This window comes from Massilia jejuensis, assembly GCF_042656795.1.
Classification (GTDB): Bacteria; Pseudomonadota; Gammaproteobacteria; order Burkholderiales; family Burkholderiaceae_D; genus Telluria; species Telluria jejuensis.
Window position 1 is genome coordinate 73878 of the sequence record NZ_JBHSMS010000011.1, and the last position, 25074, is coordinate 98951.

Below are 25074 nucleotides of genomic sequence, written 5' to 3' on the forward strand. Positions count from 1 at the left end.
GCGCGAGCCGGCAGCGACGCGCCGTTTGCCGACACTTGGTTGCGTTGTGCTCCTACGTCATGCTCGCCCGCTGCGCCGTAGGATCGTATGCATTCGTCAATCTGGAGGTACAAAATGTTTTCGCTAAACCAACTGAGCCCGACCATTACCGACATGATCCGTTTCGACCATTCGCATGTGATGGTCACCTTCCACCAGTACACGAAGGACAAGTCGCCGAGCGTCAAGAAAGCATTGGCCGATACCATCTGCACGGCGCTGGAAATCCACGCCACGCTGGAGGAAGAAGTGTTCTATCCGGTGATGCGCCAGATCGACAAGGGCGAGCCCTTCATCCACAAGGCCGAGCCCGAGCATGACGACATGCGCCGCCTGATCGCCGAGCTGCGCCGCACCAGCGCTTCCGATCCGCGCCACGACAAGGTCCTGCTCGAGCTGATGCGCGACGTGATCCACCACGTGGCCGACGAGGAAACGACGCTGCTGCCGCAGGCGGAAACCCTGATGAGCAAGGCGCGCCTGTCGGAACTCGGTTCGCAGATGACCAAGCGCCGCATGGAACTGCTTGCCCCGAAAGCCGGCAAGCTGGCCAAGAGCCATGCCGTGGGCTTTTCGGGCAGCACGACCGCCGCCGTGGTCGGCGTGGCCAGCGCGCTGTTCGCGCTGCGCCATCTGGTGAAAAAGCCGGACGCCACGAAGACCGACGCGACGCCTACCTGGGCCAATACGCGTTCGACGCCGCACGCGGGTTAAGTCTGGCCGTCCCAGGGGGGCGGACAGTTCGCCCGGGGCGGGAAGGATGGGCGCTTGCGTCCACCCTGCGCATGCGCAGGGTGGCCGTTCGACGCTCAGGCGACTGCCACCGCCTGCCCGATCGCCCCGCGCTTGACCTGGTCGCGCTCGATCGACTCGAACAGGGCCTTGAAATTGCCCTCCCCAAAGCCGTCGTCGCCCTTGCGCTGGATGAATTCGAAGAACACCGGCCCCAGCTGCGTTTCCGAGAAGATTTGCAGCAGCAGGCGCGGCTTGCCATCGACCACGTTCCCGTCGAGCAGCAGCCCGCGCGCCTCGAGTTGGGACGCATTCTCGCCATGTCCGGGAATACGGCTGTCGAGCATCTCGTAATAGGTTTCCGGCGGCGCGCTCATCAGGGGCACGCCGGCGGCGCGCAGCGAGTCGACGGTCGCGACCAGGTCGTCGGAAAGCAAGGCGATGTGCTGGATGCCTTCGCCGTTGAACTGCATCAGGAATTCCTCGATCTGGCCGCCGCCCGCCTTGCCTTCTTCGTTCAAGGGAATGCGGATCATGCCGTCCGGCGCCGTCATCGCCTTCGAGGTCAGGCCGGTGTACTCGCCCTTGATGTCGAAGTAGCGGATTTCACGGAAATTGAAGAGTTTTTCATAGAAGCCGGCCCAGAAGGCCATGCGCCCGCGGTACACGTTATGGGTCAGGTGGTCGATGATCTTCAAGCCATGGCCCACGGGGCGGCGCTCGACATCCGGCAGGAATTCGAAATCGATGTCGTAGATCGACTTGCCGTCTTCGAAACGGTCGATCAGGTAGAGCGGCGCGCCGCCGATGCCCTTGATGGCTGGCAGGCGCAATTCCATCGGACCGGTCGGGATGTCGACGGCCTGGGCGCCCAGCTCGAGTGCGCGCCGGTAGGCTGCATGGGAATCCTTGACGCGAAAGGCCATGCCGCAGGCCGAGGGGCCGTGCTCGGCCGCGAAATAGGCGGCATAGCTTTTCGGTTCGTTGTTGACGATAAAATTGATCTCGCCCTGGCGATACAGCGCCACGTTCTTCGAACGGTGCACCGCGACCCTGGTGAAGCCCAGCTTTTCGAACAGGGGTTCGAGCACGCCCGGCGTCGGGGATGCGAACTCGACGAATTCAAAGCCCATCAGGCCCATCGGATTCTCGAACAGGTCAGCCATCTTGTTGTCCTTATGATGCAGTATTGTCTCCTCCACCCGGCGCGCGCCGGATAGGCGGCTAACCTTGCGGAACCATTCGATCGGCACTGTTGCGCCAACCAGCAAGCATGCGAAGCGCGCCCGTCCAGGCCGGGCGGGGTCGACGACGGAAATGATACGCCAGTTGGATGTCTCGTCCAGCGAGAACGATATCGAACCGGCATGCTCGCGGCGCAGCATACCGAGAAACGGCGGTGGCAGGAAGACGCGTTTTATCGGCGCGGGCGTGCCTGGCCGGTAGCTGGAGGCCACCGGCGGACCGAAACCGAGTGCCCGCGCGGCCTGGGCCGCATGCTGCCCCGCCCTTGGCGCCGAACTTCATGGGGTGCGGCTGCCCCGGCGCGAGGCAAGTGAAATCGGCTGTCCATTGTTCGTGCAGGGCCTTGCCGGTCGCGCCGCCGTCCTGGTCGTTGGACAGGGCCCCGGTCAGCATCCTGCGGGAGGCGAACAGAAGGTGTGCGGGCCGCCAAGGCCGGATCGCTTGGCGCAATCGGCTAATGCGCGAAAGCCTCGGCGACGAGCGCGCGCAGCCATCCGTTGCCCGGGTCCTGGTTGTAGCGCCGGTGCCAGAACATGTTGGTCTGCAGCGTCGGCAAGTCCAGCGGCGGCGTGATCCAGGCCAGGCCGAAGGGCGGCCCGGCGCGCTCGGCCAGCTTTTGCGGCACTGTCACCACCAGGTCGCTGGCGCCGATGATGTAGGGCACGGCCGTGAAATGCGGCACCCGGAAGCGGGTCGAGGCGCCGACGCCCGCCTTTTCCAGCAGCTGGTTGATGCGGTCGTAGGGCGCTTCGGTCGACTCCACGAACAAGTGCTCGCAAGCGGCAAAGCGCGCCAGGTCGACCTTGCCCTGGGTGAGCGGATGGCCGCGCCGTACCATGCTGACATAGGGCTGGCGAAACAGCAGGCGCTGGTACAGGGCTTCGGAGATATCCTCGAAGGGTCCGATCGCCAGGTCCACGCGCCCGCTTTCCATCTCTTCCTTCAGGGCGATGCCAGCGGCGCGGCGCGAGCTGATCTGCACCAGGGGCGCGGCCAGGCGGCAGCGCTCGATCAGGGCCGGCATGAAGTGCACTTCGCCGACGTCGGTCATGGCGATCGTGAAGCAGCGCGTGCTGGTGGCGGCGTCGAAGGCGCTGCGCCGGTTCAGGGCCAGCGCCACCTGGGCCAGGGCGACGCCGACCGGCTCGGCCAGCGCCTGCGCATACGGGGTCGGCTGCATGCCCTGCCCGGTGCGCACGAACAATTCGTCCCCGAACACGCGGCGCAGGCGCGCCAGCGCATTGCTGACGGCCGATTGCGACAGTCCCAGGCGCCGCGCGGCGCTCGAAATCTGGCGTTCGCGGTAGACCTCCTGGAACACCGCCAGCAGGTTCAAGTCCATCTGATGGGGTTCGATCATGGCCGCTCCAGTATTTATTATATGAATAGTCTACATTCATCTATTCACGTCGTAAAATACCAACGCCTGGCTTACAGTGCAGGAAAACGCCATATCGCCAGGAGACGCGCATGACCCAGCACAGCGGACCGCAGCAGGCCTACCAGTCCGGTTTCGGCAACGAATTCGCCACCGAAGCCCTGCCCGGCGCCCTGCCCCGCCACAGGAATTCGCCGCAGCGCGTCGCCTACGGCCTGTATGCCGAACAGCTGTCGGGCACCGCCTTCACCGCGCCGCGCGCACAGAACCGGCGTTCCTGGCTCTACCGCATCCGTCCCGCCGCCATGCACGGCGCCTTCGAGCAGATCGACAGGCACCGTATCGCCGCCAGTTTCACCGGCGTCGCCCCGCCGCCCAACCAGCTGCGCTGGAACCCGCTGCCGATGCCGCAAGCGCCGACCGACTTCATCGACGGCTGGGTGACGATGGCCGGCAACGGCTCGGCCGAGGCGATGCATGGCTGCGCGATCCACCTGTATGCGGCGAACTGTTCGATGACGCAACGCTTCTTCTATTCGGCCGACGGCGAACTGCTGATCGTGCCCCAGCAGGGCCGGCTGGAAATCGCCACCGAACTGGGCACCATCGAGCTCGAACCGCAGGAAATCGCGGTGATCCCGCGCGGCATCCGCTTCCAGGTGCGCCTGCCGGACGGCACGGCGCGCGGCTATATCTGCGAGAACTTCGGCGCCCTGCTGCGCCTGCCCGACCTGGGACCGATCGGCGCCAACGGCCTGGCCAACCCGCGCGATTTCCTCACCCCCGTGGCCCGCTACGAGGACCGCGAAGGCGACTTCACGCTCGTCGCCAAGTTCTGCGGCAACCTGTGGGCCGCCAGCATCGGCCACTCGCCCCTGGACGTGGTCGCCTGGCACGGCAATTACGCCCCCTATAAATACGACCTGCGCCACTTCAACGCCATCGGCTCGGTCAGCTTCGACCACCCCGACCCGTCGATCTTCCTGGTGCTGCAGGCGCCGAGCGACACGCCGGGCGTCGACACGCTCGACTTCGTCATCTTCCCGCCGCGCTGGCTGGCCGGCGAAAACACCTTCCGTCCGCCCTGGTTCCACCGGAATGTCGCCAGCGAATTCATGGGCCTGGTGCACGGCGCCTACGATGCCAAGGCCGAGGGCTTCGTGCCGGGCGGCGCCAGCCTGCACAACTGCATGAGCGGCCATGGACCGGACGCTTCGACCTTCGAGAAGGCCAGCCAGGCCGATACCAGCACGCCGGTGAAGGTCGCCGACACGATGGCGTTCATGTTCGAGACCAGGCAGGTGCTGTGTCCGACCGCGCATGCGCTCGCCTCGCCCGCGCTGCAGGACCGCTACCAGGACTGCTGGGCCGGCATCCGCAAGAACTTCCGCCCGACGCCATGAACAGGCCGCCAGCATGACCCACCAGGCCATCCTCAGTTTCCGGACCCGCGGGCGCGGCACCCTGGATATCACGCGCGAAGTGGCCGAGGTCGTACGGGCGTCCGGCCTCGCCTGCGGCCTGGCGCAGGTCTTCGTGCAGCACACCAGCTGCTCGCTGACGATCACCGAGAACGCCGACCCCGACGTGCGGCGCGATCTCGACACGGTCATGGCGCGCCTGGCACCCGACGGCGACCCTGCCTACCGCCACGACGACGAAGGGCCGGACGACATGGCTGCCCATGTACGTAACGTCTTGAGCGATACCGGGATCACGATCCCGGTGGGGGGCGGCCGCCTGCTGCTCGGCACCTGGCAAGGCATCTACCTGTGGGAACACCGCACGCGGCCGCACCGGCGCACGGTGGTGGTCACCGTACTCGGCTAGGTCACCCTTATGCGCGGCCGCATCTGCCCCGGTTGGCATCGGCCGCGCCACCGCCAAGCTTGTCGAAATACTTTACAATGGACAACTTAGATGATCGCTCTGATATCGTATATTTGCTAATAATCAAGCACTTGTTCCTCATGGCACGACTTTTGCTGATAGCTGGGTACACAACTATTATTGGGAGTTTCCATGAAAGCGCTGAACGTGAAAAACATGCTGGTCGCAGCAACCGCAGTCGCCGGTCTCGCAGCAGGCAACGCCATGGCGGTCCCGACCGCCGATACCCTGAAGGGCGCGTTCGAGACCAAGAACTCGGGTGACAAGGCCGAACTGGCGCTGTTCGAGGCGGTCTCCGGCCTCGACCTCGCCGAGCAAGACCTGCTGCGTGACGAAAGCCCTTCGGTCACCGAAGTGAGCGCGGGCCTGTGGATGCTCAACGACGCGCCGACCGAAGCCGGCTACTTCCTGCTCAAGTTCGGCCTCGGCAAGAACGACGGTTTCAAGACTTCCCTGGACAGCTATCTCTTCCAGAATGTCGGCGACCTGACGCAGCTGGTGTTCAGCGCTGCCGACGTCAATTTCCTGATCGGCGGCGACTGCTCCACCAAGAACGACAATGCCTGCAATGCCGGCCGCCTGAGCCACTGGACCTTCATCGCCGGCGGAGGCGGCGGCGGCAACCCGGGCGGCGGCGAAGTGCCCGAGCCGGCATCCCTGGCCCTGCTCGGCGCCGGCCTGGCGGGCATGGCCCTGCGCCGCCGCAAGTAATTCCGGCGCCGCACGGGCGCCGCTGCCTTCCATGCAACATGGCGCCCGGGAGAGGGCGCCATTTTTATTGGCCGCGCGCCGCCGCCCTTCAGCGCACGGTCACGCTCACCGTCCTGGTGCTGGCGTTGCCGGCGGCATCGCGCGCGCTCGCGGCGATCGTGTGGGTGCCTGGCGCCGCCTTGCGCGTGTTCCAGCTGTAGGCCAGCGAAGCGCCGGTGCCGCTGGCAACGACCTTGCCGTCGATCGACAGGCTGGTGCGGATGCCGGCGGCGCCCGCGTCGTCGGATGCGGCGATACTGACGGCCACGGTGCCGCTGACCGCGCCGGCGACCGGATTGTTGATGGCCACCACCGGGGCGGCGGTATCGGCCGCCACGACGGTGCCGCCGCTGCCGTTGGCGACGTTGACCGCCACCGTGGCCGACGCGCCCGCATTGCCGGCCGCGTCATGCGCGACCGCCACCAGCGATGCCATGCCGTTCGCGACGCCCGCCGAATTCCAGGTGAAGCTGTAGGGCGCGGCGCTGGCGCTGGCCACGGTCGTGCCGTTGACCTTCAAGTCGACCCGTGCCACGCCGACGTTGTCCGACGCCGTCACGCTCACCGCCACCGTGCCCGACACCGAACTGCTGCCCAGCGGGGCGGCGATCGCCGCCAGCGGCGCCGTCGCGTCGAGCGTGGCGGCATGGCCGAGGGCCGCGCCGACGGCGGCGGCGGCGTTCACGCGACCGTGGCCGAAGACGGCGTCGCGGCCCGCCGTGCCGAGGTCGACCGCGGTCGAGAACAGCAGCGATTCGACCTGCTCGGCGCTCAGGTCGGGACGCGCCGCCATCATCAGGCCGGCCGCGCCGGCGGCCACCGGGCTGGCGAACGACGTGCCGTTCCAGGCCGAGTAGCCGAGCGAATTGTTGGTGGTCCAGATGCCCGTACCCGGCGCGGCCAGCGCGACGAAGCTGCCCCAGCTCGAAAAGCTCGATTTCCTGTCCTGGCTGTCGGTCGAGGAAACGATGATGAAGGCGTTGTCGGGCGCGACGTTTTCATCGACGTTGTTGTTGCCGGCCGAGATGAAGACCAGGCCGCCCTTGTTCTTCATGTAGCGCGCCGCGCTTTTCACGGCCGCGCTGCCGGCGATGCCGACGAAGCTGATGTTGGCGATGCGGGCGCCGTGGTCGGCGGCGTAGGTGATGCCGCTGGCGATGGTGCTGAAATAGGCCGGGCAGCCGCCGCTCGCATCCTTGTAGGCGATGCGGACCGGCATGATGCGCGCCGCTCCGGCAACGCCGGCCACGCCCATCGCGTTGTTGGTGCTGGCCGCCGCCGCACCGGCCACCGCCGTGCCATGGCCGCACAGGTCGCTGGTGTCGGCCGTGTTGTTGTAGACGTTGAAGCCCGCCACGAGGCGGTCCTTCAAGTCGGGGTGGGCGGCGTTCACGCCGGTGTCGAGCACGGCGATGGTAATGCCGCCGCCCTGGGTGCTGTCCCAGGCGCCCGGCGCGCCGATCTTGCCGATGTGCCAGGCGCTGCCGATGTAAGGGTCGTTGACCGCCAGTGCCGGGCCGACCTTGCGGTCGAGTTCGGCGAACCTGATTTCCGGGCGGCGCGACAGCCTGGCGACCGCGTCTTCCTCGGACAGGCCCGGCGCCAGATGGACCACGTGCATGCGGCTCTGGCCGAGCTTGCGTCGCTTGCCGCCGTGGGCCTTGACCAGGGTGTCGAGTTCGGCGTCGGACAGGCCGGCTTGCGCTTCGATCACGATCCGGCCGCGGGCGAAGTCGCCGCCCGGGGCGGCGTGCGCGGCGCCCAGGCCCAGGCTGGCGGCGGCGAGCGCGGTCAAGGTTGTGCGGAGGGACGAAGTGGCGAAGGCGGTCGTCATGGCGGGCGATCCTGTTGGTGGTTGCAGTTCACAGGATTGCTGGCCGACGCGACGGCGCGCGCACGCAAGCTGCGCGCCGCGCGGGTGTCGGTGCCTGGCAGTCCTGCCGTCATCGAGCCGGGTGGCTCATTAGACCGTTGACTTTGCGTCCTCCGCTTTCGCGGAGTTTGCCCTTTTCAGTGATGGGACCGAGTGTAGCGTCGACATTACCACATGGCAACATAAATCTGCGCGTGGGCGGTTTCTCATCGTTCCGACCGTACATCCCGCGCGCGGATGGCCGAACGCCACCTTCCAAAGGCGCACTGCATGCACTTTCTCACGGGCACGCGCGGACATGCGTGGACGGCGCGCCGGCGCCATCCTCATTAGAATGTCACCCACCCTATCAAGATGCCGGGCCGTACCAAGGCCCTTGTCCGCCCCGCATGACAAACATCGAACTCGACGACCTGGTGCTGGACCAGGTACGGCGCCTGAACCGCATGCTGGCCTGGCTGCCGCGCCTGAAGGTCGCCAACCGCTTCGCGCCGCTGCTGGTGCGGGCCGTGCTGCGCGTCTCGCAAATCGGCGCCGACGCCCGGCTGGCGCGGCGCGGCGTGCGCATCGCGCACCTGGCTGCCGAAGCGGACGGCTTGCGGGTGCCGGTGCGGGTGCTGCGCCCGGCCGGCCCGGCGCGCGCGGTCGTGTTGGACATCCACGGCGGCGGCTGGGTGTTCGGCAACCCGCGCCTGGACGACCCGCACAACGCGGCGCTCGTCGACGCCTGCCAGGTGGCGGTGGTCGCGGTCGACTACCGGCTGCTGCCGCGCGCCACGCTGCAGGACGCGATGGACGACTGCCTGGCCGCCGCGCGCTGGCTCCTGGAAGGCGGCCTCGGCGAGCTTGCCGGCCTGCCCGTGTTCGTGCTGGGCGAATCGGCCGGCGCCCACCTGGCCGCCACCGTGCTGCTGCGCCTGCGCGCCCACCCCGGCCTGCTGGCGCGCGTCGCCGGCGCCGTGCTGTACTACGGCGTCTATGACCTGGGCGGCACGCCGCGCGTGCATGCGGCCGGCCCCGAGACCCTGGTGCTCGACGGCCCCGGCCTGGCCGCCGACCTCCGTATGCTGCTGCCCGCCAGCAGCGAACGCGAACGGCGCGCGGCCCCGCACTCGCCCCTGTACGGCGAGCTGTCCGGCCTGCCGCCGGCGCTGCTGGTGGGCGCGCAGCGCGACCCGCTGTGCGACGACACGCGGCTGCTGGCGGCGCGCTGGGCCGAGGTGGCCGAGGTCGAGCTGCATGTGCTGCCCGAGGCGCCCCATGGCTTCCTGCGCTTTCCGACGCCGCTGGCGCACATCGTGCCGGCCCGCACCCATGCGTGGATTGGCGAGCGCATCGCCGCCACTACCGGGCGCAAGGCGCTAAGTGCTTGACCAGAAATAAATGTGAATTTTGGCAAACCGAATCGGATGCGGTGCAAGGCGGCGAGTGCGCCGCAGTGCGAGCACTGCAAGCACCGCAAGCGGACAGGGACCAGCGCAGCAGCGCGCCGGTTCTGGCAGCCAAACACGCATTGAGTTCCGGGCGAGTACTTAGTAGCGAAAGAGCAGCGGCAGCGCGGGCCGGAAATCGTGGACCTGCCCCGAGGGCGCGCCGTCGAAAGCGATTTCCAGCAGGTCGCCGGGGCCCTCGACAATGGCGACCTTGCCCGTGCAGATGGCCGCCACCGCCGCCGGCGACAGGACATGCCGGTCGCGCACCGTGACGGTGACGGCGCTGATTTCGCGCAGCCCGGCGCCATGCGCGAGCGGTTGGCGGCGCGCGACGGGTGCGGTCTCCGGCGCGGTCGCACTGCGCAGGAAAAACCACATCGGCTCGGCCAAGGGAGCCTCGGCGGCGATGTCGACCTGCATGCCGGGAGGCAGATACCCGGGCGTGTACGGCCAGGCTGGGAACGGGACGCCATCGCGCCCCGGCGATGGCCGGAAACACAGGCCGAAGGGGGAGGCGTTTCCAGCGCCGTCGAGGCGCGCGTGCAGCTGCGTGCGTCGCGTCGCCGAACCGGTGGCCTCGGCCTCGTCGGCGATCCACAGCAGCTCGATGAAGGCATTTCGAAAAAAAAAGCGGCGGTTCGCCGTGCCCTGCCCCGGATGCGTATTCGGACTGCCCTCGGCCAAGCCGAAGGCGGCCAGCAGCGCCGCTTCCGGCGCGCCGGCCCGTGCGCGGATAAACAGGTGGTCCAGTTCCATGCAGCTGCCGATCGATCGTGGTTTCGTTTCCCAAGAATAACAGACAGGCGGCGCCCCTCCGGTGCGGGGCTGGCGGGCCCGCTCGTGCGATGATGCAATTAAGTTATCAACCAGGCGCCCATGCGCCCCGGACCGGCCCGGCAAGCCGTGGAGCCGCGCTTTCCCGTTATGCTGACCGATATCCTGATCATCCTTTTCCTTATCCTTCTGAATGGCGTATTCGCGATGTCGGAACTGGCGCTGGTCTCGGCCAAGCGCATGCGGCTGGAGAAAGCCTCCGGCGAAGGCAGCCGCGGTGCGCGCGCCGCGCTCGACCTGGCCGACGAACCGAGCCACTTCCTCTCCACGGTCCAGGTCGGCATCACGCTGATCAGCATCTTCAACGGCGCCTTCGGCGAGGCGTCGCTGGTCGCCCACCTGAAACCCGAATTCGAAACGATGCCGCTGATCGCGCCCTACGCCTACCAGGTCGCGCTCGGCCTGGTGGTGGTGTGCATCACCTTCGCCTCGATCATCCTCGGCGAACTGGTTCCCAAGCGTATCGCCATGGCCTATCCGGAAGCGGTGGCCACGCTGATCGCGCCGCCGCTGCGGGTGCTGTCGACGATCATGTCGCCGTTCGTGAAGATCCTGGCGCTGGCCACCGAAGCGATCGTGGCCCTGATCGGGATCGGGCGCCACAAGGAGGAGGCGCCGACCGAGGAAGACATCACCGGCATGTTCAAGGAGAGCACGGACGCCGGCGTGTTCGAGAAAACCGAATACGACATCGTCTCGCGCGCGCTGCGCCTGGACGACCAGCACCTGAAATCGCTGATGACGCCGCGCGTCGACCTGACCCTGGTCGACCTGGAGATCCCGCGCGCCGACAACCTGGCGCGCATCGCCTGCAGCCGCTACAGCCGCATGCCGGTCTGCCGCGGCGACCGCTCGCAGATCATCGGCTTCGTCCATTGCCGCGACCTGCTGGCCCAGGCCGTGCGCGCCGGCACGCTCGACGCGATCGACATCGAACGGGCGGTCCAGGAGATCCTGTACGTGCCGGAGACGGTCAGCGCGATGGGCCTGCTCGAACTGTTCAAGAAGAACAAGGCGGAAATCGCGCTCATCGTCGACGAATACGGCGACACCCAGGGCATGGTCACCCTGACCGACGTCATGAGCGCGCTGGTGGGCGACGTGTCGGTCATCGGCGAGGACGACGAACAGGACGCCGTCCAGCGCGAGGACGGCAGCTGGCTGCTCGACGGCAGCGTGGCGCTCGACCGCTTCCGCGACCTGATGAATACGGCGCAGCGCTTCCCCGGCGAGGAATCGGGGGCCTATCACACGCTGGCCGGTTTCATCCTGTTCCAGCTCGGCTATATCCCGCGCGTGTCGGAAACGACGCACTGGAACGGCTACTGCTTCGAAGTCGTGGACATGGACGGCAACCGCATCGACAAGCTGCTGGTCGCGCACCTCCCGCCGCCAGCCGAGGAAGTCGACGAAGCCCGCATGCGCGACGACGCGGCCTGAAGCGCGCGGCCCAAGGCGCGCCGTCTGGAGCGCGAAGGCGCTCCCCGCCGACCGGGTATCGGCCGCGCCTTAACCGTCCGCTAATACTGTCGGGTTAAGCTGAACGCTTTCAGCCAGCTTCAATCCGACCGGAGACCGCTATCGACGCCATCAATCTCGGACCCCTGGTCCTGCCGCTGCGCGTACTCGCGCCGCTCGTCGCGCTGCTTGCCGCGAACCTGGCCGCCTGGTACTGGCAGCGCCGGCGCGGCATCGATGCCTCCCCCGCGCTGTGGCAGATGACGCTTTGGGGCTTTCTCGCCGCGCGCGCCGCTTTCGTGCTCAAGCACTGGGAGAGCTACCGCGACGCCCCGCTCGGCATGCTCGATATCCGCGACGGCGGCTTCATCGCCTTCGCCGGCCTGCTGGCGGCCTGCGCGGTCGGCTTCGAGCAACTGCGGCGCGCCCCCATCCTGCGCCGGCCGCTGACGACGGCCGCGCTGGCGGGCGTGCTGGTCTGGGGCGGCGCCACGCTCGCGCTGCACGCAGGCCACGCGCCTGCTCCCCTGCCCCGGCTCGTCCTCCAGCGCCTCGACGGCGGCGCGGTCGACCTGCGCCAGTTCACCGGGCGCCCGGTGGTCGTCAACCTGTGGGCGACCTGGTGCCCGCCCTGCCAGCGCGAGATGCCCGCGCTGACCGCCGCCCAGGCCGCCCACCCGGAGGTTACCTTCCTGTTCGTGAACGCGGGCGAAGACGCGGCCACCGTGCAGCGTTACCTGGCTGCGGCCGGCGTCGCGCCGGAGAATGTGCTGCTCGACGCGCCGCGCGCGGCGGCGCGCGCCATGGACGCGGTCGGCTACCCGACCACGCTGTTCTACGATGCGCGCGGGATGCTGGCGGCGCGCCACATGGGCGAGCTCTCGCGCGCCGCCGTCGAGGAACAGCTGGGCCAGCTGCGGCGCGCGCCCTGAGCGGCGGCAGCGCCGGCCCCACTATTGCCTCCCTGCAAATGCCCATATGCATTAGAATCATCGACTTTGTTCACCGGGCAGGCGGCATGAAAGCACCCACGCAGCAACTCAAACGCGGCCTCAAGAGCCGGCACATCCAGCTGATCGCCCTCGGCGGCGCCATCGGCACCGGGCTCTTCCTCGGCATCGCGCAGACGATCCAGATGGCCGGGCCCTCGGTGCTGCTCGGCTATGGGGTGGCGGGCGTGGTCGCCTTCCTGATCATGCGCCAGCTGGCCGAACTGGTGGTCGAGGAGCCCGTCGCCGGTTCGGTCAGCTATTTCGCCGACAAGTACGGCGGCCACATGGCCGGCTTCATCTCGGGCTGGAATTACTGGGTGATGTACATCCTGGTGTCGATGGCCGAGCTGTCGGCGGTCGGGATCTATGTCCAGTACTGGTTCCCCGAGGTGCCGACCTGGATGTCGGCGCTCGCCTTCTTCCTGATCATCAATTCCTTCAGCCTGCTCAACGTGAAGGCCTTCGGCGAACTCGAATTCTGGTTCGCCGTGATCAAGGTCGTCGCCGTGATCGGCATGATCCTGTTCGGCAGCTGGCTGCTCCTGTCCGGCACGGCCGGTCCCGAGGCTGGCGTGGCCAACCTGTGGCGCCATGGCGGGTTCTTCCCCAACGGCGTGGCCGGCCTGGCGCTGTCGATGGCCGTCATCATGTTCTCCTTCGGCGGCCTGGAGCTGATCGGCATCACCGCGGCCGAAGCGGACGACCCGGCCCGCTCGATCCCGCGCGCCACCAACCAGGCGCTGTACCGCGTGCTGATCTTCTATATCGGCGCCCTCTTCATCCTGCTCGCGCTGTTCCCGTGGACCAAGGTGGTACAGGGCGGCAGCCCCTTCGTGCTGATCTTCGCGGCCCTCGACAGCAGCGCCGTGGCCACCGTCCTGAACATCGTCGTCCTCACCGCGGCGCTGTCGGTCTACAACAGCGCCGTGTATGCCAACACGCGCATGCTGTTCGGCCTGGCGACGCAAGGCAACGCGCCGCGCGCGCTGATGAAGCTGACGCGCAACGGCGTGCCGCTGGCGGCGCTGGGCGTGTCGGCGCTGGCCACCGGCGCCTGCATCGCCGTCAACTACTTCCTGCCGCGCGAAGCCTTCGGGATGATGATGGGACTCGCGGTGGCGGGCCTGGTCATCAACTGGGCCACGATCTCGATCGTGCACCTGCGTTTTCGCAGCGTGAAGGCAGGCACCCCTACCCGCTTCCCGAGTCCCCTGCATCCGCTCGGGAATTACCTGTGCCTGGCCTTCCTCGCCGGCATCACGCTCGTCATGTACCTGACGCCGGCCCTGCGCATCTCGGTCTACCTGATCCCGGCCTGGCTGCTCCTGCTGTGCGTAGGCTACGCCGTGCGCGGGCGCCGCGCGCGCGGCTGACGGACGCCGTCATGTTCGCGCCGCCTGGCGGACAAAGCGGCTAGACTGCCGCTGTTACCGTCCGTGGGCTCGGCATGGAAAGTTCTTCACAGCGTTTCGTTCCCGGCGTCGCCGCCGAGCCGGCAGGCGCGGCGTCCGTGCGCGCTGGCGGGCCGGGCGTGCTGGTGGCCGATGCCGCCCAGCGCGTGCTCGGTGCCAGCGACGGTTTTTTCGCGCGTACCCGGCTCGGCCCCGCCGACGTGGTCGGACGCACGCTGGCCGAACTGGCACCGGCGCTGGCGCGCAACCCGGCATTGGTCCAGCCGGCCGCGCTCGACATCGTCCCCGTGTTCGACGGCGGCGGCCAGGTCGCCCACTTCACGGCCACCCTGCGCGAAGGTGCGGCCGCGCCGCCGCACGCCCACGAACTGCTCGACCGCATCCCGGCCGGCGTCGTCGTCCATGCCGCCGACGCGCGCGCCGTCTACGCCAACTGCCACGCGCGGGCCCTGCTTGGCCCGGCCCTGGACGGCATGCGCGGCCCGCCCGGCGGCGCGCGCGGCCCGGCCCTGCTGCGCGCCGACGGCACGGTGCTCGCGCCCGACGATTACCCGGCCGTCACGGCGCTGCGCCACGGGGCCATGGTCAGCGGCTTCATTGTCGGGCTGCCCACGGACGGCGCGCCGCGCTGGCTGATCTGCAACGCCTTTCCCGTGCACGCGCCCGACGGCAGCATCGACGAAATCGTCTCCTGCTATACCGACTGCACCCGGCTCAAGCAAATCGAACAGTCCCTGCTCAAGTCCGAGGAACGCCTGCGCCTGGTGCTGCAAGGCTCGACCGACGCGCCCTGGGACTGGGACCTGGTCAGTAACGAACTCTACTATTCGGAGCGCTACTGGGAAATGGTCGGCTACCGGCCGGGCGAACTGCCGGCGCGGCCGGAAACCTGGATGAGCATGCTGGACCCCGAGGACAGCGAGCGCGCGATCGGGTTCGTGCGCGACCTGCTGCGCGGGCGCGAACGCACCTACAGCATCGAATTTCGCCTGCGCCACCGCGACGGACATGCCGTGCCGATCCTCTCGCGCGGTTTCGTCCTGCGCGACGCGAGCGGCCGGGCGATCCGCATGTCGGGCACGAATACCGACCTGACCCAGGCCAAGCAGGCCGAGCGCCGCATCTACGAACTGGCCTATTTCGACTACCTCACCGGGCTGCCGAACCGGCGCCTGCTGGTCGAGCAGCTGGCCAAGATCCTGCCGCGCAGCCAGCGCACCGGCCAGTTCGGCGCCCTGCTCTTCATCGACCTCGACAACTTCAAGCTGCTCAACGACACGCTCGGCCACGACGTCGGCGACCAGCTGCTGTGCGAAGTGGCCGAGCGCCTGCGCCGTACGGTGCGCGCGAGCGACCACCTGTCGCGCCTGGGCGGCGACGAATTCGTCGTCGTGCTGGAAAACCTGGGTGCGACCGGGGATGGCGCGGTCGTCGAGGCCAGCCTGGTCGGCGCCAAGCTGCTCGCGGCCCTGGCCCAGCCCTTCCAGCTGGCCGCCCGTCCCAGCGTCAGCACGCCCAGCATCGGCGTCGCCCTGTTCGGGGACGGCCCCGCCAGTGTCGACGTGCTGCTGCGCCAGGCCGATCTCGCCATGTACCGCGCCAAGGCCGAGGGCCGCAACACGGTGCGCTTTTTCGACCCCGGCATGCAGGCCGCGGCCGACCGCCAGATCGCGCTCGAACACGACCTGCGCGAGGGCATCCGGCGCCAGCGCTTCGAACTGCATTGCCAGCCGCAGTTCGACGTGGCCGGGCGCCTGGTCGGCGCCGAAGTGCTGCTGCGCTCGAATCATACGGGACTGGGCCTGGTCGGCCCCGCCGAATTCATCGGCCTGGCCGAAACCAGCGGCCTGATCGTGCCGCTGGGCGCGATGGTGCTGCTCGAGACCTGCCGCGTCCTGGCGCGCTGGGCGCGCGACCCGCGCCTGGCCTGCCTCACGCTGGCGGTCAACGTCAGCGTCCAACAGCTGCGCCAGCCCGATTTCGTCGAGCGCGTCCTCGCTGCCCTGCTCGAGACCGGCGCCGCCCCGGACAAGCTGCGCCTGGAGCTGACCGAAAGCGTCTTCGCCGAGGACGTCGAGGCCGTGGCCGGCAAGATGCATGCGCTGCGCGCGCATGCGGTGAGCTTCTCGCTGGACGACTTCGGCACCGGCTACTCGTCGCTCAGCTACCTGAAGCGCTTGCCGCTGGCCGAACTGAAGATCGACCGCAGCTTCGTGAAGGACCTGCCCGAGGACGCAAACGCGGGCGCGATCGTCGACGCGATCCTGGGCCTGGCGCGCACGCTCAATCTGCAGGTGGTGGCCGAAGGCGTCGAGACCCAGGCGCAGCGCGATTTCCTGGTGGCGCACGGGTGCGCGCTGCTGCAGGGATACCTGCTGGGGCGGCCGGTGCCGATCGAGGCCTTCGAGCGCGACTGGGGAAGCGCCGGCCAGGAACCTGTCCGGTAGGGAGGACGAAGTTGGCGACGGTGCATGGCAGGCACGCGGCCAGCGCGATGCAAGTAGCGTGCGCTGGCCCACGGCGCATCGCGCTATTCTGGTGGCGAACCGGTCATCCCATCAACCGGACAACGGTGTCCACAAATGACCCAATTGCGCCCCGACGCCGCGCTGCGGCGCGACCAGATCCTCGATGCCGCCGATGCCGTCTTTTCCGAACGCGGCATCACCGCCCCGCTCGACCTGGTGGTCACGCGCGCCGGCGTCGGCCGCGCCACCCTGTACCGCAACTTTCCCGACCGCGCGGCCCTGGTCGAAGCCCTGTTCGAGCGCGCGCTCGACGAACTCGAGGCCGGGGCGGCCGGCCAGGACCTGTTCGCCCTCGTCGAGCAGGTCGGCCTGCGCATCGTCGCCACGCCCGCGGTCGCCGACTACTGGCGCGCGCTGGAACCGGGCGACGCCGGCGCGAAGGCGGCGCGCGAGCGCCTGGCCCGCCTGTTCCGGGCGCCGCTGGCCGCGGCCTTGAGGCGCCAGGCCTGCCGGGCCGACCTGCGTCCGGCCGACCTGGTGCTGGTCTGCGGCATGCTGGGCGCCGCGCTGCGCGGCGCGACACCGGCCCAGCGGCGCCTGCTGGTGCGGCGCGCAATCGACTTGCTGCAGGTCGGCGTGGCGGCCGGGGCGCGCCCGCGATAGGCGGCGCCGGGACGCCGTCCCGCTCCGGCCGAACGCGCGCACCTTTGCCCTTGCTCGGCACAGCCTCGTGACGAGCGTGCTACTTTGCCGGCAGATGCGGGCCGGCGCCGGCGATCGACGCGGCCTGCACCGCCATCGGACAGGCCCTTTCCGCACGAAATATGCTGCACGGCACCACGAAAATACTTCTCTGCAATGCCCGCCTACCCGTCCGCAGCATTTATCATTCCAGCTTGCCGCACATCACCTTACAAAGGGAACGTGAATTATGAGCCAGGGACAACCTCTGTCGCTGCATGTCCCGGAGCCAACCGGCCGCCCGGGTTGCAAGACCGATTTTTCGTATTTACAGACCAGTCCTGCCGGCGCCGTCCGGCGGCCGGACACCGATGTCCTGTTCGGCGACACCGCCGACCTCGTGACCTCGCTGATCCGCGTGCTCGACGACGACGGCAATGCCGTCGGTCCGTGGGCGCCGGAGCTCCCGGTCGAGACGCTGCGCTTCGGCCTGCGCACGATGATGAAGACCCGCATCTTCGATGCGCGCATGGTCATCGCCCAGCGCCAGAAGAAGATGTCCTTCTACATGACCTCGCTGGGCGAGGAAGCCATCGGCACCGCCCAGGCGCTGGCCCTGAAGGACGGCGACATGTGCTTCCCGACCTACCGCCAGCAAAGCCTGCTGATGGCGCGCGAATACCCGATGGTCGACATGATCTGCCAGCTGCTCTCGAACGAGCGCGACCCGATGAAGGGCCGCCAGCTGCCGGTCATGTACTCGGTCAAGGCCAAGGGCTTCTTCTCGATTTCCGGGAACCTGGCCACGCAGGTGCCGCAGGCGGTCGGCTGGGCCATGGCCTCGGCGATCAAGGGCGACACCAGGATCGCCTCGGCCTGGATCGGCGACGGCGCCACCGCCGAATCGGACTTCAACACCGCGCTCACCTTCGCCCACGTGTACCGGGCGCCCTGCATCATCAACGTCGTCAACAACCAGTGGGCCATCTCGACCTTCCAGGCGATCGCCGGCGGCGAGAGCGTCACCTTCGCCGCGCGCGGCGTGGGCAGCGGCATCGCCAGCCTGCGCGTGGACGGCAACGACTTCCTGGCCGTGTACGCGGCCTCCTGCTGGGCCGCCGAGCGTGCCCGCGGCAACCTCGGGCCGACCCTGATCGAATGGGTCACCTACCGCGCCGGCCCCCACTCGACCTCCGACGATCCCTCGCGCTACCGGCCGGCCGACGACTGGTCGCGCTTTCCGCTGGGCGACCCGATCGCGCGCCTGCGCCGGCACCTGGAGAAACTGGGTGCCTGGTCCGAGGAGGAGCACGAGCGCGTGCAGGCCGAACTCGAAGCCGAGGTCATCGCCGCGCAGAAGGAAGCCGAACAATACGGCACGCTGGCCGACGGCCGCGTACCGAGCGCGGCGTCGATGTTCGAGGATGTCTACAAGGACATGCCCGAGCACCTGCGCCGCCAACGTCAACAATTGGGAGTGTAATGATGGCGCGCGATAGCGATAGAGAACCGGTCACGGAATCGGCTACAACCCAGATGACGATGATCCAGGCGCTGCGTTCGGCCATGGACGTCATGCTCGGCCGCGACGGCAACGTCGTCGTCTACGGCCAGGACGTCGGCTACTTCGGCGGCGTGTTCCGCGCCACCGACGGCCTGCAGGCCAAGTACGGCAGCTCGCGCGTGTTCGATGCGCCGATTTCCGAAGGCGGCATCGTCGGCACCGCGGTCGGCATGGGCGCCTACGGCCTGCGGCCCGTGGTCGAGATCCAGTTCGCCGATTATTTCTACCCGGCGTCCGACCAGATCGTCTCCGAGGCGGCGCGCCTGCGCTACCGCTCGGCCGGCGACTTCACGGCCCCGCTGACGATCCGCATGCCTTGCGGGGGCGGCATCTACGGCGGCCAGACCCACAGCCAGAGCCCGGAAGCGATGTTCACCCACGTCTGCGGCCTGCGCACGGTGATGCCCTCGAATCCGTACGACGCGAAGGGCTTGCTGATCGCCTCGATCGAGAACGACGATCCGGTCATCTTCCTCGAACCGAAGCGCCTCTACAACGGCCCCTTCGACGGCCACCACGACCGCCCGGTCGTGTCATGGTCGAAGCATCCGCTGGGCGAAGTCCCGGAAGGCTACTACACGGTCGCGCTGGACAAGGCCGCCATCTTCCGCCCGGGCGCCGACCTGACCGTCATCACTTACGGCACCATGGTCTGGGTCTCGGAAGCGGCCGCCCTGGAAACCGGGATCGATGCCGAAATCATCGACCTGCGCACCCTGTGGCCGCTGGACCTGGACACCATCGTCGAATCGGTCAAGAAAACCGGCCGCTGCGTGGTCGTTCACGAGGCGACGCGCACCAGCGGCTTCGGCGCCGAACTGACGGCCCTGGTGCAGGAACACTGCTTCTATCACCTGGAAGCGCCGATCGAGCGCGTCGCCGGATGGGACACCCCGTATCCGCACGCGCAGGAATGGGCATACTTCCCCGGCCCCGACCGTGTCGGCGCCGCGTTCAAACGTGCGATGGAGGCGAAATAAATGGGTATTCACGTCATCAAGATGCCCGATCTCGGCGAAGGCATCGCCGAAGTCGAAGTCGTCGCCTGGCACGTCAAGCCGGGCGACACGGTCAAGGAAGACCAGGTCCTGGCCGACGTCATGACCGACAAGGCCACCGTCGAGATTCCCTCGCCGGTGCACGGCACCGTCACCTCGCTCGGCGGCGAGCTCGGCCAAGCCATGGCCGTCGGCGCGGAACTGATCCGCATCGAGGTCGAAGGCGCCGGCAACTACATGGGCGACACCGGCGCGGCGCGCCGGCAACCGGCCAATGCAGCCCCGGCAGCGGCCGGCGCGCAGTCCAGCGCCGGCACTGCCGAGCAATTCGAGCCGGTCACCGTGGCCGAGCCGGAAACCGTGGTCACGACGGCGACCGGCGCCGCGACGGCGGCGCCCGCGCAAGCCGCGCCGCCGCGCCCGGCGCCGGCGCCGGCCTGCACGCAAGGCGGTTCGCAACCGGCGGCACCCGGCCACCATGGCCGCGCCGCGGGCGAACGGCCGCTGGCCGCGCCCGCCGTGCGCCAGCGCGCATGGGACATGGGCATCGAGCTGCAATACGTGACCGGCTCCGGACCCGCCAGCCGGATCTCGCACGCCGACCTCGATGCCTTCGTCGCGCGCGGCCGGCAAAAGGCCGCCGAGGGCGACCGCCGCTACGCGCCGCTCGAGGGCGAGCAGGCCATGCCGCTGATCGGCATGCGCCGCAAGATCGCCGAGAAGATGGCCGAAGCCAAGCGCCGCATCCCGCACTTTACCTATGTCGAGGAAGTCGACGTCACCGAACTCGAAGCGCTGCGCGTGCAGCTCAATGCCCGCTACGCCGGCCAGCGTCCGAAGCTGACCCTGCTGCCGCTGATCATGCGCGCGGTCGTGCTGGCGATCCGCAAGTACCCGTCGGTGAACGCCCGTTTCGACGACGACGCCAACATCGTCACCACCTACAACCCGGTCCACCTCGGCATCGCCGCGCAGACCGACGCCGGCCTGATGGTGCCGGTGGTGAGGAATGCCGAAGCGCGCGACCCGTGGTCGGCCGCGAGCGAGGTGGCGCGGCTGGCCGAGGCGGCCCGCAGCGGCAAGGCGCTGCGCGAGGAACTGGCCGGTTCCACCATCACGATCACCAGCCTCGGCGCCCTGGGCGGCATCGTCACCACGCCCGTGATCAACCGGCCCGAAGTGGCGATCGTCGGGATCAACCGCATCGTCGACCGCCCCACCATCCGCGACGGCGCGATGGTCGCGCGCAAGCTGATGAACCTGTCCTCGAGTTTCGACCACCGCGTCATCGACGGCATGGTCGCGGCCGAATTCATCCAGACCATCCGCGGCTACCTCGAGTGCCCGGCAACCCTGTTCGTGGAGTGACCCGATGAACCGACTCTCGACGACGCTGCTCGTCATCGGCGGCGGCCCCGGCGGCTACGTGGCCGCCATCCGCGCCGGCCAGCTCGGCATCCCGACCGTCCTGGTCGAAGCCGGCCCGCTGGGCGGCACCTGCCTGAACATCGGCTGCATTCCCTCGAAAGCCCTGATCCACGCGGCCGAGGAGTTCGACAAGGCCAACCATCATGCCGGCGACTCGCCGCTCGGCATTTCGGCCGCCGCGCCATCGATCGACATCGCGCGCACCGTCGGCTGGAAGGACGGCATCGTCAAGCGCCTTACCGGCGGCGTCGGCGCATTGCTCAAGAAGAACGACGTCCAGGTGATCCACGGCTTCGCCCGCATCCTCGACGGCAAGACAGCCGAGGTGAAGACGGCGGACGGCCAGGTCCAGCGCGTGCACTGCGAGCACCTGCTGCTGGCCGCCGGTTCCGAGGCGGTCGAACTGCCCTTCATGCCGTTCGGCGGCATGGTGGTGTCCTCGACCGAGGCGCTGTCGCCCGACGCCATCCCGAAGCAGCTGGTCGTCGTCGGCGCCGGCTATATCGGTCTCGAACTGGGCACGGCCTATCGCAAGCTGGGCGCGGAAGTGACGGTGGTCGAAGCGGCGCAGCGCATCCTGCCTGCCTACGACGCCGAGCTGACCAAGCCCGTGGGGACGGCCCTGAAGCGTCTCGGCATCGACCTGCGCCTGGGGTCGAAAGTACTGGGCCTGAACGCCGGCGGCAACGGCGTGCGGGTCCAGGAGGCCAATGGAGAGGAGATCGTCCTGTCGGCCGACCGCGTGCTGGTGGCCGTCGGCCGCCGTCCGCGCGCCGCCGGCTGGGGCCTCGAGTCGCTCCGGCTCGACATGAACGGACGCGCGGTGAAGATCGACGACCAGTGCCGCACGTCGATGCGCAACGTCTGGGCCATCGGCGACCTGGCGGGCGAGCCGATGCTGGCGCACCGCGCGATGGCGCAGGGCGAGATGGTGGCCGACATCATCGGCGGCAAGCGCCGTCACTTCATGCCCGCGGCGATGCCGGCCGTGTGCTTTACCGATCCGGAGGTGGTGGTGGTCGGCATGGCACCGGACGAGGCCGAGGCAGCCGGGATCGATGCCGTCGTCGCCAGCTTCCCGTTCGCCGCCAACGGCCGCGCGATGACGATCGAGTCGACCGACGGTTTCGTGCGCGTCGTGGCACGGCGCGACAACCATCTGGTGCTGGGCTGGCAGGCTGTGGGACGCAATGTCTCGGAACTGTCGACGGCCTTCAGCCACTCGATCGAACTGGGCGCGTGCCTGGAAGACGTGGGCGGCACCATCCACGCGCATCCGACGCTGGGCGAGGCGGTGCAGGAAGCGGCGCTGCGGGCGCTGGGGCATGCGCTCCACATCTGAACCCTGGCGCAGGCAGGATCGGGGCGGCCCGCGCCCGCGCGCCGTCGCCGTCGCCGTCCGGGCTGCGACTACCCATGTTGCATGAAGGTTACATCTGTTTACACAAAGCCTATTTTTCGTCTTTCGGCACCGCCTACAATTGCGCTTAGATCGCGTGGCGATGTCGGAGGGGCGACGATGCAGCCCGTCCGCGCACGTGCGATAATCCGCTCGCGCCGAAACCGCGCGTTCGGCCTCCTTCATTCACCAGCCACCAGAGATCCAGACATGTTCAAGAAAATCGCAGCAGCAGTCGCCCTCGTCGCCGCATCGGCGTCCGCCTTCGCCGTCGAACCGCAGCCGTTCTACGCCGGCGTCGACGTCGGTTCGACCAAGATCGAAGGCCTCGACCGCGAAGGCGGCTACGGCGCCTTCCTCGGCTACAAGTTCACCCCGAACGTCGCCATCGAAGGCGGCTACCACCGCCTGGCCGATACCGAATTCAGCGTCGGTTCGGCGCGCGGCGACGTGACCGTCGACCAGATCGCCCTGTCGGTGATCGGCAGCCTGCCGCTGTCGAACGGCTTCGACGTCTACGGCCGTCTCGGTTACAACCGCATCGAAGCCGATGCGGACTTCGGCGGCGTCAGCGCCAAGGAACACGATTCGGGCGCCTTGTACGGCCTGGGCCTGGGCTATTCGTTCAGCCCTGTCGTCCACGCCCGCCTCGAAGTGCAAAAGCCGGCCAGCGACACCACCCGCGTCCTGGCCGGCGTCGGTTTCCGCTTCTAAGCTGCTGCCAACCGGCTGCGCGCCGGCCGTCCAGACGAACCGGGATGCCTGCATCCCGGTTTTTTTGCGTCTGGCGCCGGTCCTTCGCCGTCCATCCCGAAACCCGGCGCGCATGGATTGCGTCGCACGTACAACGGTCATGTCCGGAGTACAAAATGTTTTCACAAGGAAAGACGTGAATGTCGTAGTATCGGCTCATGGATCAAATCGGTAAAAATGAAACAGGAGGTCGGCTACCCGTGGAACATCTCGCTTCGCTGGCCTGTCACGCGTTTGACCCGCTTTCTTTATCGTAGCAACCTGTCAACTTCGGTAGAATCGAATGTTTTTGAACATGGGGCGAGACCGTTCATGCAAGACGACCTCCGTTTTCTGGACCGCGGTGGCCGGGTCGCTCGCCGCATTCTCAAGCTCGACTGGTCCGGCCACCCGCTCGGCCCGGTCGGCACCTGGGACCCGGCGCTGCGCGACGGCCTCGGCACCATGTTCGCGTCCTCGTTTCCGGGGTTCCTGGTGTGGGGCGACGCGATGACCCTGTTCTTCAACGACTTATATGAACCCATGCTCGGCAACAAGGCACATAGCCTGGGCTCGCCGTTCCCGGCCGTCTGGCACGAGGTCTGGGACTGCCTTGGGCCCAGCGTCAAGCGAGTGATGGCGGGCGAGTCCTTCTTTTTCAGGAATTATGCCGTGACGCTGGAACGCCATGGCTACCCGGAACTGGCCCGCTTCCACTTTTCCTACGCCCCCCTGCGCGACGCCGTGGGTGCGGTGCGCGGCTTGTTCTGCACCTGCGTGGAAATCACCGGCGAAGGCGACCCGTTGGCGCCTTATCAGCGCAGCCGCGCGCAGCCCTTGGGGGAGCGCTCCGGCGCGAACGGGAAGTGCGGCTGGACCGAGCGCGCCGCGCAGGCCGACGCACGTTTCGCACGCCTGTGCCGGCGACAAGCGTCGCCGACCCGCGCGCCCGGCGCGCCGACGCCGGCCGGCGATGCCGTCGCGCCCGACCCTGTCGCGGCGCCCTGCGCCGTCCTCGACGATCCGATTGCCTGCACCGCGGCCAGGGACGTCAACGCATCACCCACGACGCCGGCCGATGCCGGCACGTCCTGCCCGGCCCCGACCGTTCCGTGACCATGCATAAATCCGACTCCGATTCCGACCTCGCCTATAACGCCGCCGAGTTTTGTTCCACCAAGGATGCCGCGCGCCTGCTCGGCGTGTCGCACCGCACGGTCCAGCTGTGGGTCGAGAACGGCGCCCTGCAGGCCTGGAAAACCGCGGGCGGCCACCGCCGCATCACGGTCGCGTCGGTCCACAAGCTGGTCAACGAGCGGCGCGGCATCAGCGCCGGCGCGGCGGCCGCACCGGCGGCGCCGGCCGTGAAAAAGCTGTTGCTGGTCGACGACGACCATACGCTGCTGCGCCTGTACGAGCTCGAAATCGCCGGCTGGAACCTGCCGGTCACGGTGGTCAAGGCCCAGGACGGGTTCGAAGCGCTGATCCGGATCGGCGAGCAGCGTCCCGACATCCTGGTGAGCGACCTGAGCATGCCGGGCATGGATGGCTTTCGCATGATCCGCACGCTGCGCGCCGACGCCAGCTCCGTCAACATGGCCGTCATTGTCGTGAGCGGCCTGGACCGTACTACGATCGACTCGATCGGCCTGCCCGACGACATCCCGGTCTTTCCCAAGCCGGTGCCTTTCAACCAGCTGCGCGCCGCCGTCGAACAGGCGCTCTCGGGACCGGCGGACACGATCTGAGCCATGCCCGCCCTGTATTC

Annotated in this window: 21 protein-coding genes and 1 riboswitch; of the genes, 17 read left to right on the top strand and 4 right to left on the bottom strand. The window is 68.3% G+C overall.

From position 1 onward, the window contains the following. Window positions 1-114: 114 nt before the first annotated feature. A complete protein-coding gene (locus ACFPOU_RS02815) occupies window positions 115-753 on the top strand; it encodes a hemerythrin domain-containing protein (protein WP_379716891.1) in 639 nt (212 codons plus the stop codon). A gap of 95 nt (window positions 754-848) precedes the next feature. Here ACFPOU_RS02815 and hppD read toward each other — a convergent pair whose 3' ends face one another. Together hppD and ACFPOU_RS02825 are read right to left on the bottom strand one after the other, a co-directional pair. Next, window positions 849-1937, bottom strand: a complete 1089-nt coding sequence (gene hppD, locus ACFPOU_RS02820; protein ID WP_379716894.1) for a 4-hydroxyphenylpyruvate dioxygenase — start codon at window positions 1935-1937, stop codon at window positions 849-851. 533 nt (window positions 1938-2470) lie between these two features. Then, window positions 2471-3376, bottom strand: a complete 906-nt coding sequence (locus ACFPOU_RS02825) for a LysR family transcriptional regulator (RefSeq protein WP_379716897.1) — start codon at window positions 3374-3376, stop codon at window positions 2471-2473. 110 nt (window positions 3377-3486) lie between these two features. On the opposite strand from ACFPOU_RS02825, the gene hmgA reads away from it, so the two are divergent. The 3 genes from hmgA (at window position 3487) to ACFPOU_RS02840 (ending at window position 5995) form a co-directional block, all read left to right on the top strand. Next, a complete protein-coding gene (hmgA, locus tag ACFPOU_RS02830) occupies window positions 3487-4797 on the top strand; it encodes a homogentisate 1,2-dioxygenase (RefSeq protein WP_379716900.1) in 1311 nt (436 codons plus the stop codon). Between the two features lie 13 nt (window positions 4798-4810). Next, a complete protein-coding gene (locus ACFPOU_RS02835; RefSeq protein ID WP_379716903.1) occupies window positions 4811-5224 on the top strand; it encodes a secondary thiamine-phosphate synthase enzyme YjbQ in 414 nt (137 codons plus the stop codon). A gap of 192 nt (window positions 5225-5416) precedes the next feature. Continuing rightward, on the top strand, window positions 5417-5995 hold the full coding sequence (locus tag ACFPOU_RS02840) for a PEP-CTERM sorting domain-containing protein (RefSeq protein ID WP_379716906.1): 579 nt from the start codon (window positions 5417-5419) through the stop codon (window positions 5993-5995). An 88-nt stretch (window positions 5996-6083) separates the two neighbouring features. Here the strand turns inward: ACFPOU_RS02840 and ACFPOU_RS02845 are convergent, their stop codons facing one another. Beyond that, window positions 6084-7868, bottom strand: coding sequence for a S8 family serine peptidase (locus ACFPOU_RS02845; protein WP_379716909.1), 1785 nt, complete (start codon window positions 7866-7868; stop codon window positions 6084-6086). 93 nt (window positions 7869-7961) lie between these two features. Continuing rightward, a riboswitch (cyclic di-GMP riboswitch) is annotated at window positions 7962-8050 on the bottom strand. Window positions 8051-8296: 246 nt separating this feature from the next. Here ACFPOU_RS02845 and ACFPOU_RS02850 point away from each other — a divergent pair. After that, window positions 8297-9280, top strand: a complete 984-nt coding sequence (locus ACFPOU_RS02850) for an alpha/beta hydrolase fold domain-containing protein (protein ID WP_379716912.1) — start codon at window positions 8297-8299, stop codon at window positions 9278-9280. A 159-nt stretch (window positions 9281-9439) separates the two neighbouring features. On the opposite strand, the gene ACFPOU_RS02855 is transcribed toward ACFPOU_RS02850, so the two are convergent. Continuing rightward, window positions 9440-10096, bottom strand: coding sequence for a VOC family protein (locus tag ACFPOU_RS02855; RefSeq protein ID WP_379716915.1), 657 nt, complete (start codon window positions 10094-10096; stop codon window positions 9440-9442). 168 nt (window positions 10097-10264) lie between these two features. Here ACFPOU_RS02855 and ACFPOU_RS02860 point away from each other — a divergent pair, with 168 nt between their 5' ends. From ACFPOU_RS02860 to ACFPOU_RS02915, 12 genes are all read left to right on the top strand, one after another. Beyond that, window positions 10265-11614 (top strand): hemolysin family protein, encoded by a 1350-nt coding sequence (locus ACFPOU_RS02860; RefSeq protein ID WP_379716918.1) that lies wholly within the window; start codon window positions 10265-10267, stop codon window positions 11612-11614. 278 nt (window positions 11615-11892) lie between these two features. Next, window positions 11893-12564, top strand: a complete 672-nt coding sequence (locus ACFPOU_RS02865) for a TlpA family protein disulfide reductase (RefSeq protein ID WP_379716921.1) — start codon at window positions 11893-11895, stop codon at window positions 12562-12564. A gap of 86 nt (window positions 12565-12650) precedes the next feature. Further along, window positions 12651-13997, top strand: a complete 1347-nt coding sequence (locus ACFPOU_RS02870; RefSeq protein ID WP_379716924.1) for an amino acid permease — start codon at window positions 12651-12653, stop codon at window positions 13995-13997. A 74-nt stretch (window positions 13998-14071) separates the two neighbouring features. Next, window positions 14072-16483, top strand: coding sequence for a putative bifunctional diguanylate cyclase/phosphodiesterase (locus ACFPOU_RS02875; RefSeq protein ID WP_379716927.1), 2412 nt, complete (start codon window positions 14072-14074; stop codon window positions 16481-16483). A gap of 135 nt (window positions 16484-16618) precedes the next feature. Beyond that, complete coding sequence (locus ACFPOU_RS02880; RefSeq protein ID WP_379716930.1) at window positions 16619-17167, top strand: TetR/AcrR family transcriptional regulator; 549 nt, start codon at window positions 16619-16621, stop codon at window positions 17165-17167. Between the two features lie 268 nt (window positions 17168-17435). Further along, the gene (locus tag ACFPOU_RS02885; RefSeq protein WP_379716933.1) at window positions 17436-18668 is read left to right on the top strand and encodes a 3-methyl-2-oxobutanoate dehydrogenase (2-methylpropanoyl-transferring) subunit alpha; all 1233 of its coding nucleotides are present in this window, start codon (window positions 17436-17438) and stop codon (window positions 18666-18668) included. 53 nt (window positions 18669-18721) lie between these two features. After that, window positions 18722-19729 carry an alpha-ketoacid dehydrogenase subunit beta gene (locus ACFPOU_RS02890; protein ID WP_379716936.1) on the top strand — a complete coding sequence of 336 codons (1008 nt, stop codon included), beginning with the start codon at window positions 18722-18724 and terminating at the stop codon, window positions 19727-19729. Beyond that, complete coding sequence (locus ACFPOU_RS02895) at window positions 19730-21115, top strand: dihydrolipoamide acetyltransferase family protein (protein WP_379716940.1); 1386 nt, start codon at window positions 19730-19732, stop codon at window positions 21113-21115. 4 nt (window positions 21116-21119) lie between these two features. After that, on the top strand, window positions 21120-22517 hold the full coding sequence (gene lpdA / locus ACFPOU_RS02900; protein ID WP_379716943.1) for a dihydrolipoyl dehydrogenase: 1398 nt from the start codon (window positions 21120-21122) through the stop codon (window positions 22515-22517). Window positions 22518-22784: 267 nt separating this feature from the next. Further along, window positions 22785-23288 carry a porin family protein gene (locus tag ACFPOU_RS02905; RefSeq protein ID WP_379716946.1) on the top strand — a complete coding sequence of 168 codons (504 nt, stop codon included), beginning with the start codon at window positions 22785-22787 and terminating at the stop codon, window positions 23286-23288. Window positions 23289-23639: 351 nt separating this feature from the next. After that, window positions 23640-24422 (top strand): hypothetical protein, encoded by a 783-nt coding sequence (locus tag ACFPOU_RS02910; protein WP_379716949.1) that lies wholly within the window; start codon window positions 23640-23642, stop codon window positions 24420-24422. A gap of 2 nt (window positions 24423-24424) precedes the next feature. Beyond that, on the top strand, window positions 24425-25054 hold the full coding sequence (locus ACFPOU_RS02915) for a response regulator (protein ID WP_379717008.1): 630 nt from the start codon (window positions 24425-24427) through the stop codon (window positions 25052-25054). Window positions 25055-25074 lie beyond the last annotated feature (20 nt).

Bases quoted from the DNA above. Each gene is read 5' to 3' on its own strand.
- hppD (WP_379716894.1), bottom strand. From the start codon at position 1,937: ATGGCTGACCTGTTCGAGAATCCGATGGGCCTGATGGGCTTTGAATTC.
- ACFPOU_RS02885 (WP_379716933.1), top strand. From the start codon at position 17,436: ATGAGCCAGGGACAACCTCTGTCGCTGCATGTCCCGGAGCCAACCGGC.
- ACFPOU_RS02860 (WP_379716918.1), top strand. From the start codon at position 10,265: ATGCTGACCGATATCCTGATCATCCTTTTCCTTATCCTTCTGAATGGC.
- ACFPOU_RS02905 (WP_379716946.1), top strand. From the start codon at position 22,785: ATGTTCAAGAAAATCGCAGCAGCAGTCGCCCTCGTCGCCGCATCGGCG.
- ACFPOU_RS02895 (WP_379716940.1), top strand. From the start codon at position 19,730: ATGGGTATTCACGTCATCAAGATGCCCGATCTCGGCGAAGGCATCGCC.
- ACFPOU_RS02865 (WP_379716921.1), top strand. From the start codon at position 11,893: ATGACGCTTTGGGGCTTTCTCGCCGCGCGCGCCGCTTTCGTGCTCAAG.
- ACFPOU_RS02915 (WP_379717008.1), top strand. From the start codon at position 24,425: ATGCATAAATCCGACTCCGATTCCGACCTCGCCTATAACGCCGCCGAG.
- ACFPOU_RS02845 (WP_379716909.1), bottom strand. From the start codon at position 7,868: ATGACGACCGCCTTCGCCACTTCGTCCCTCCGCACAACCTTGACCGCG.
- lpdA (WP_379716943.1), top strand. From the start codon at position 21,120: ATGAACCGACTCTCGACGACGCTGCTCGTCATCGGCGGCGGCCCCGGC.
- hmgA (WP_379716900.1), top strand. From the start codon at position 3,487: ATGACCCAGCACAGCGGACCGCAGCAGGCCTACCAGTCCGGTTTCGGC.
- ACFPOU_RS02880 (WP_379716930.1), top strand. From the start codon at position 16,619: ATGACCCAATTGCGCCCCGACGCCGCGCTGCGGCGCGACCAGATCCTC.
- ACFPOU_RS02840 (WP_379716906.1), top strand. From the start codon at position 5,417: ATGAAAGCGCTGAACGTGAAAAACATGCTGGTCGCAGCAACCGCAGTC.
- ACFPOU_RS02825 (WP_379716897.1), bottom strand. From the start codon at position 3,376: ATGATCGAACCCCATCAGATGGACTTGAACCTGCTGGCGGTGTTCCAG.
- ACFPOU_RS02815 (WP_379716891.1), top strand. From the start codon at position 115: ATGTTTTCGCTAAACCAACTGAGCCCGACCATTACCGACATGATCCGT.
- ACFPOU_RS02910 (WP_379716949.1), top strand. From the start codon at position 23,640: ATGCAAGACGACCTCCGTTTTCTGGACCGCGGTGGCCGGGTCGCTCGC.
- ACFPOU_RS02850 (WP_379716912.1), top strand. From the start codon at position 8,297: ATGACAAACATCGAACTCGACGACCTGGTGCTGGACCAGGTACGGCGC.
- ACFPOU_RS02870 (WP_379716924.1), top strand. From the start codon at position 12,651: ATGAAAGCACCCACGCAGCAACTCAAACGCGGCCTCAAGAGCCGGCAC.
- ACFPOU_RS02855 (WP_379716915.1), bottom strand. From the start codon at position 10,096: ATGGAACTGGACCACCTGTTTATCCGCGCACGGGCCGGCGCGCCGGAA.
- ACFPOU_RS02890 (WP_379716936.1), top strand. From the start codon at position 18,722: ATGACGATGATCCAGGCGCTGCGTTCGGCCATGGACGTCATGCTCGGC.
- ACFPOU_RS02835 (WP_379716903.1), top strand. From the start codon at position 4,811: ATGACCCACCAGGCCATCCTCAGTTTCCGGACCCGCGGGCGCGGCACC.
- ACFPOU_RS02875 (WP_379716927.1), top strand. From the start codon at position 14,072: ATGGAAAGTTCTTCACAGCGTTTCGTTCCCGGCGTCGCCGCCGAGCCG.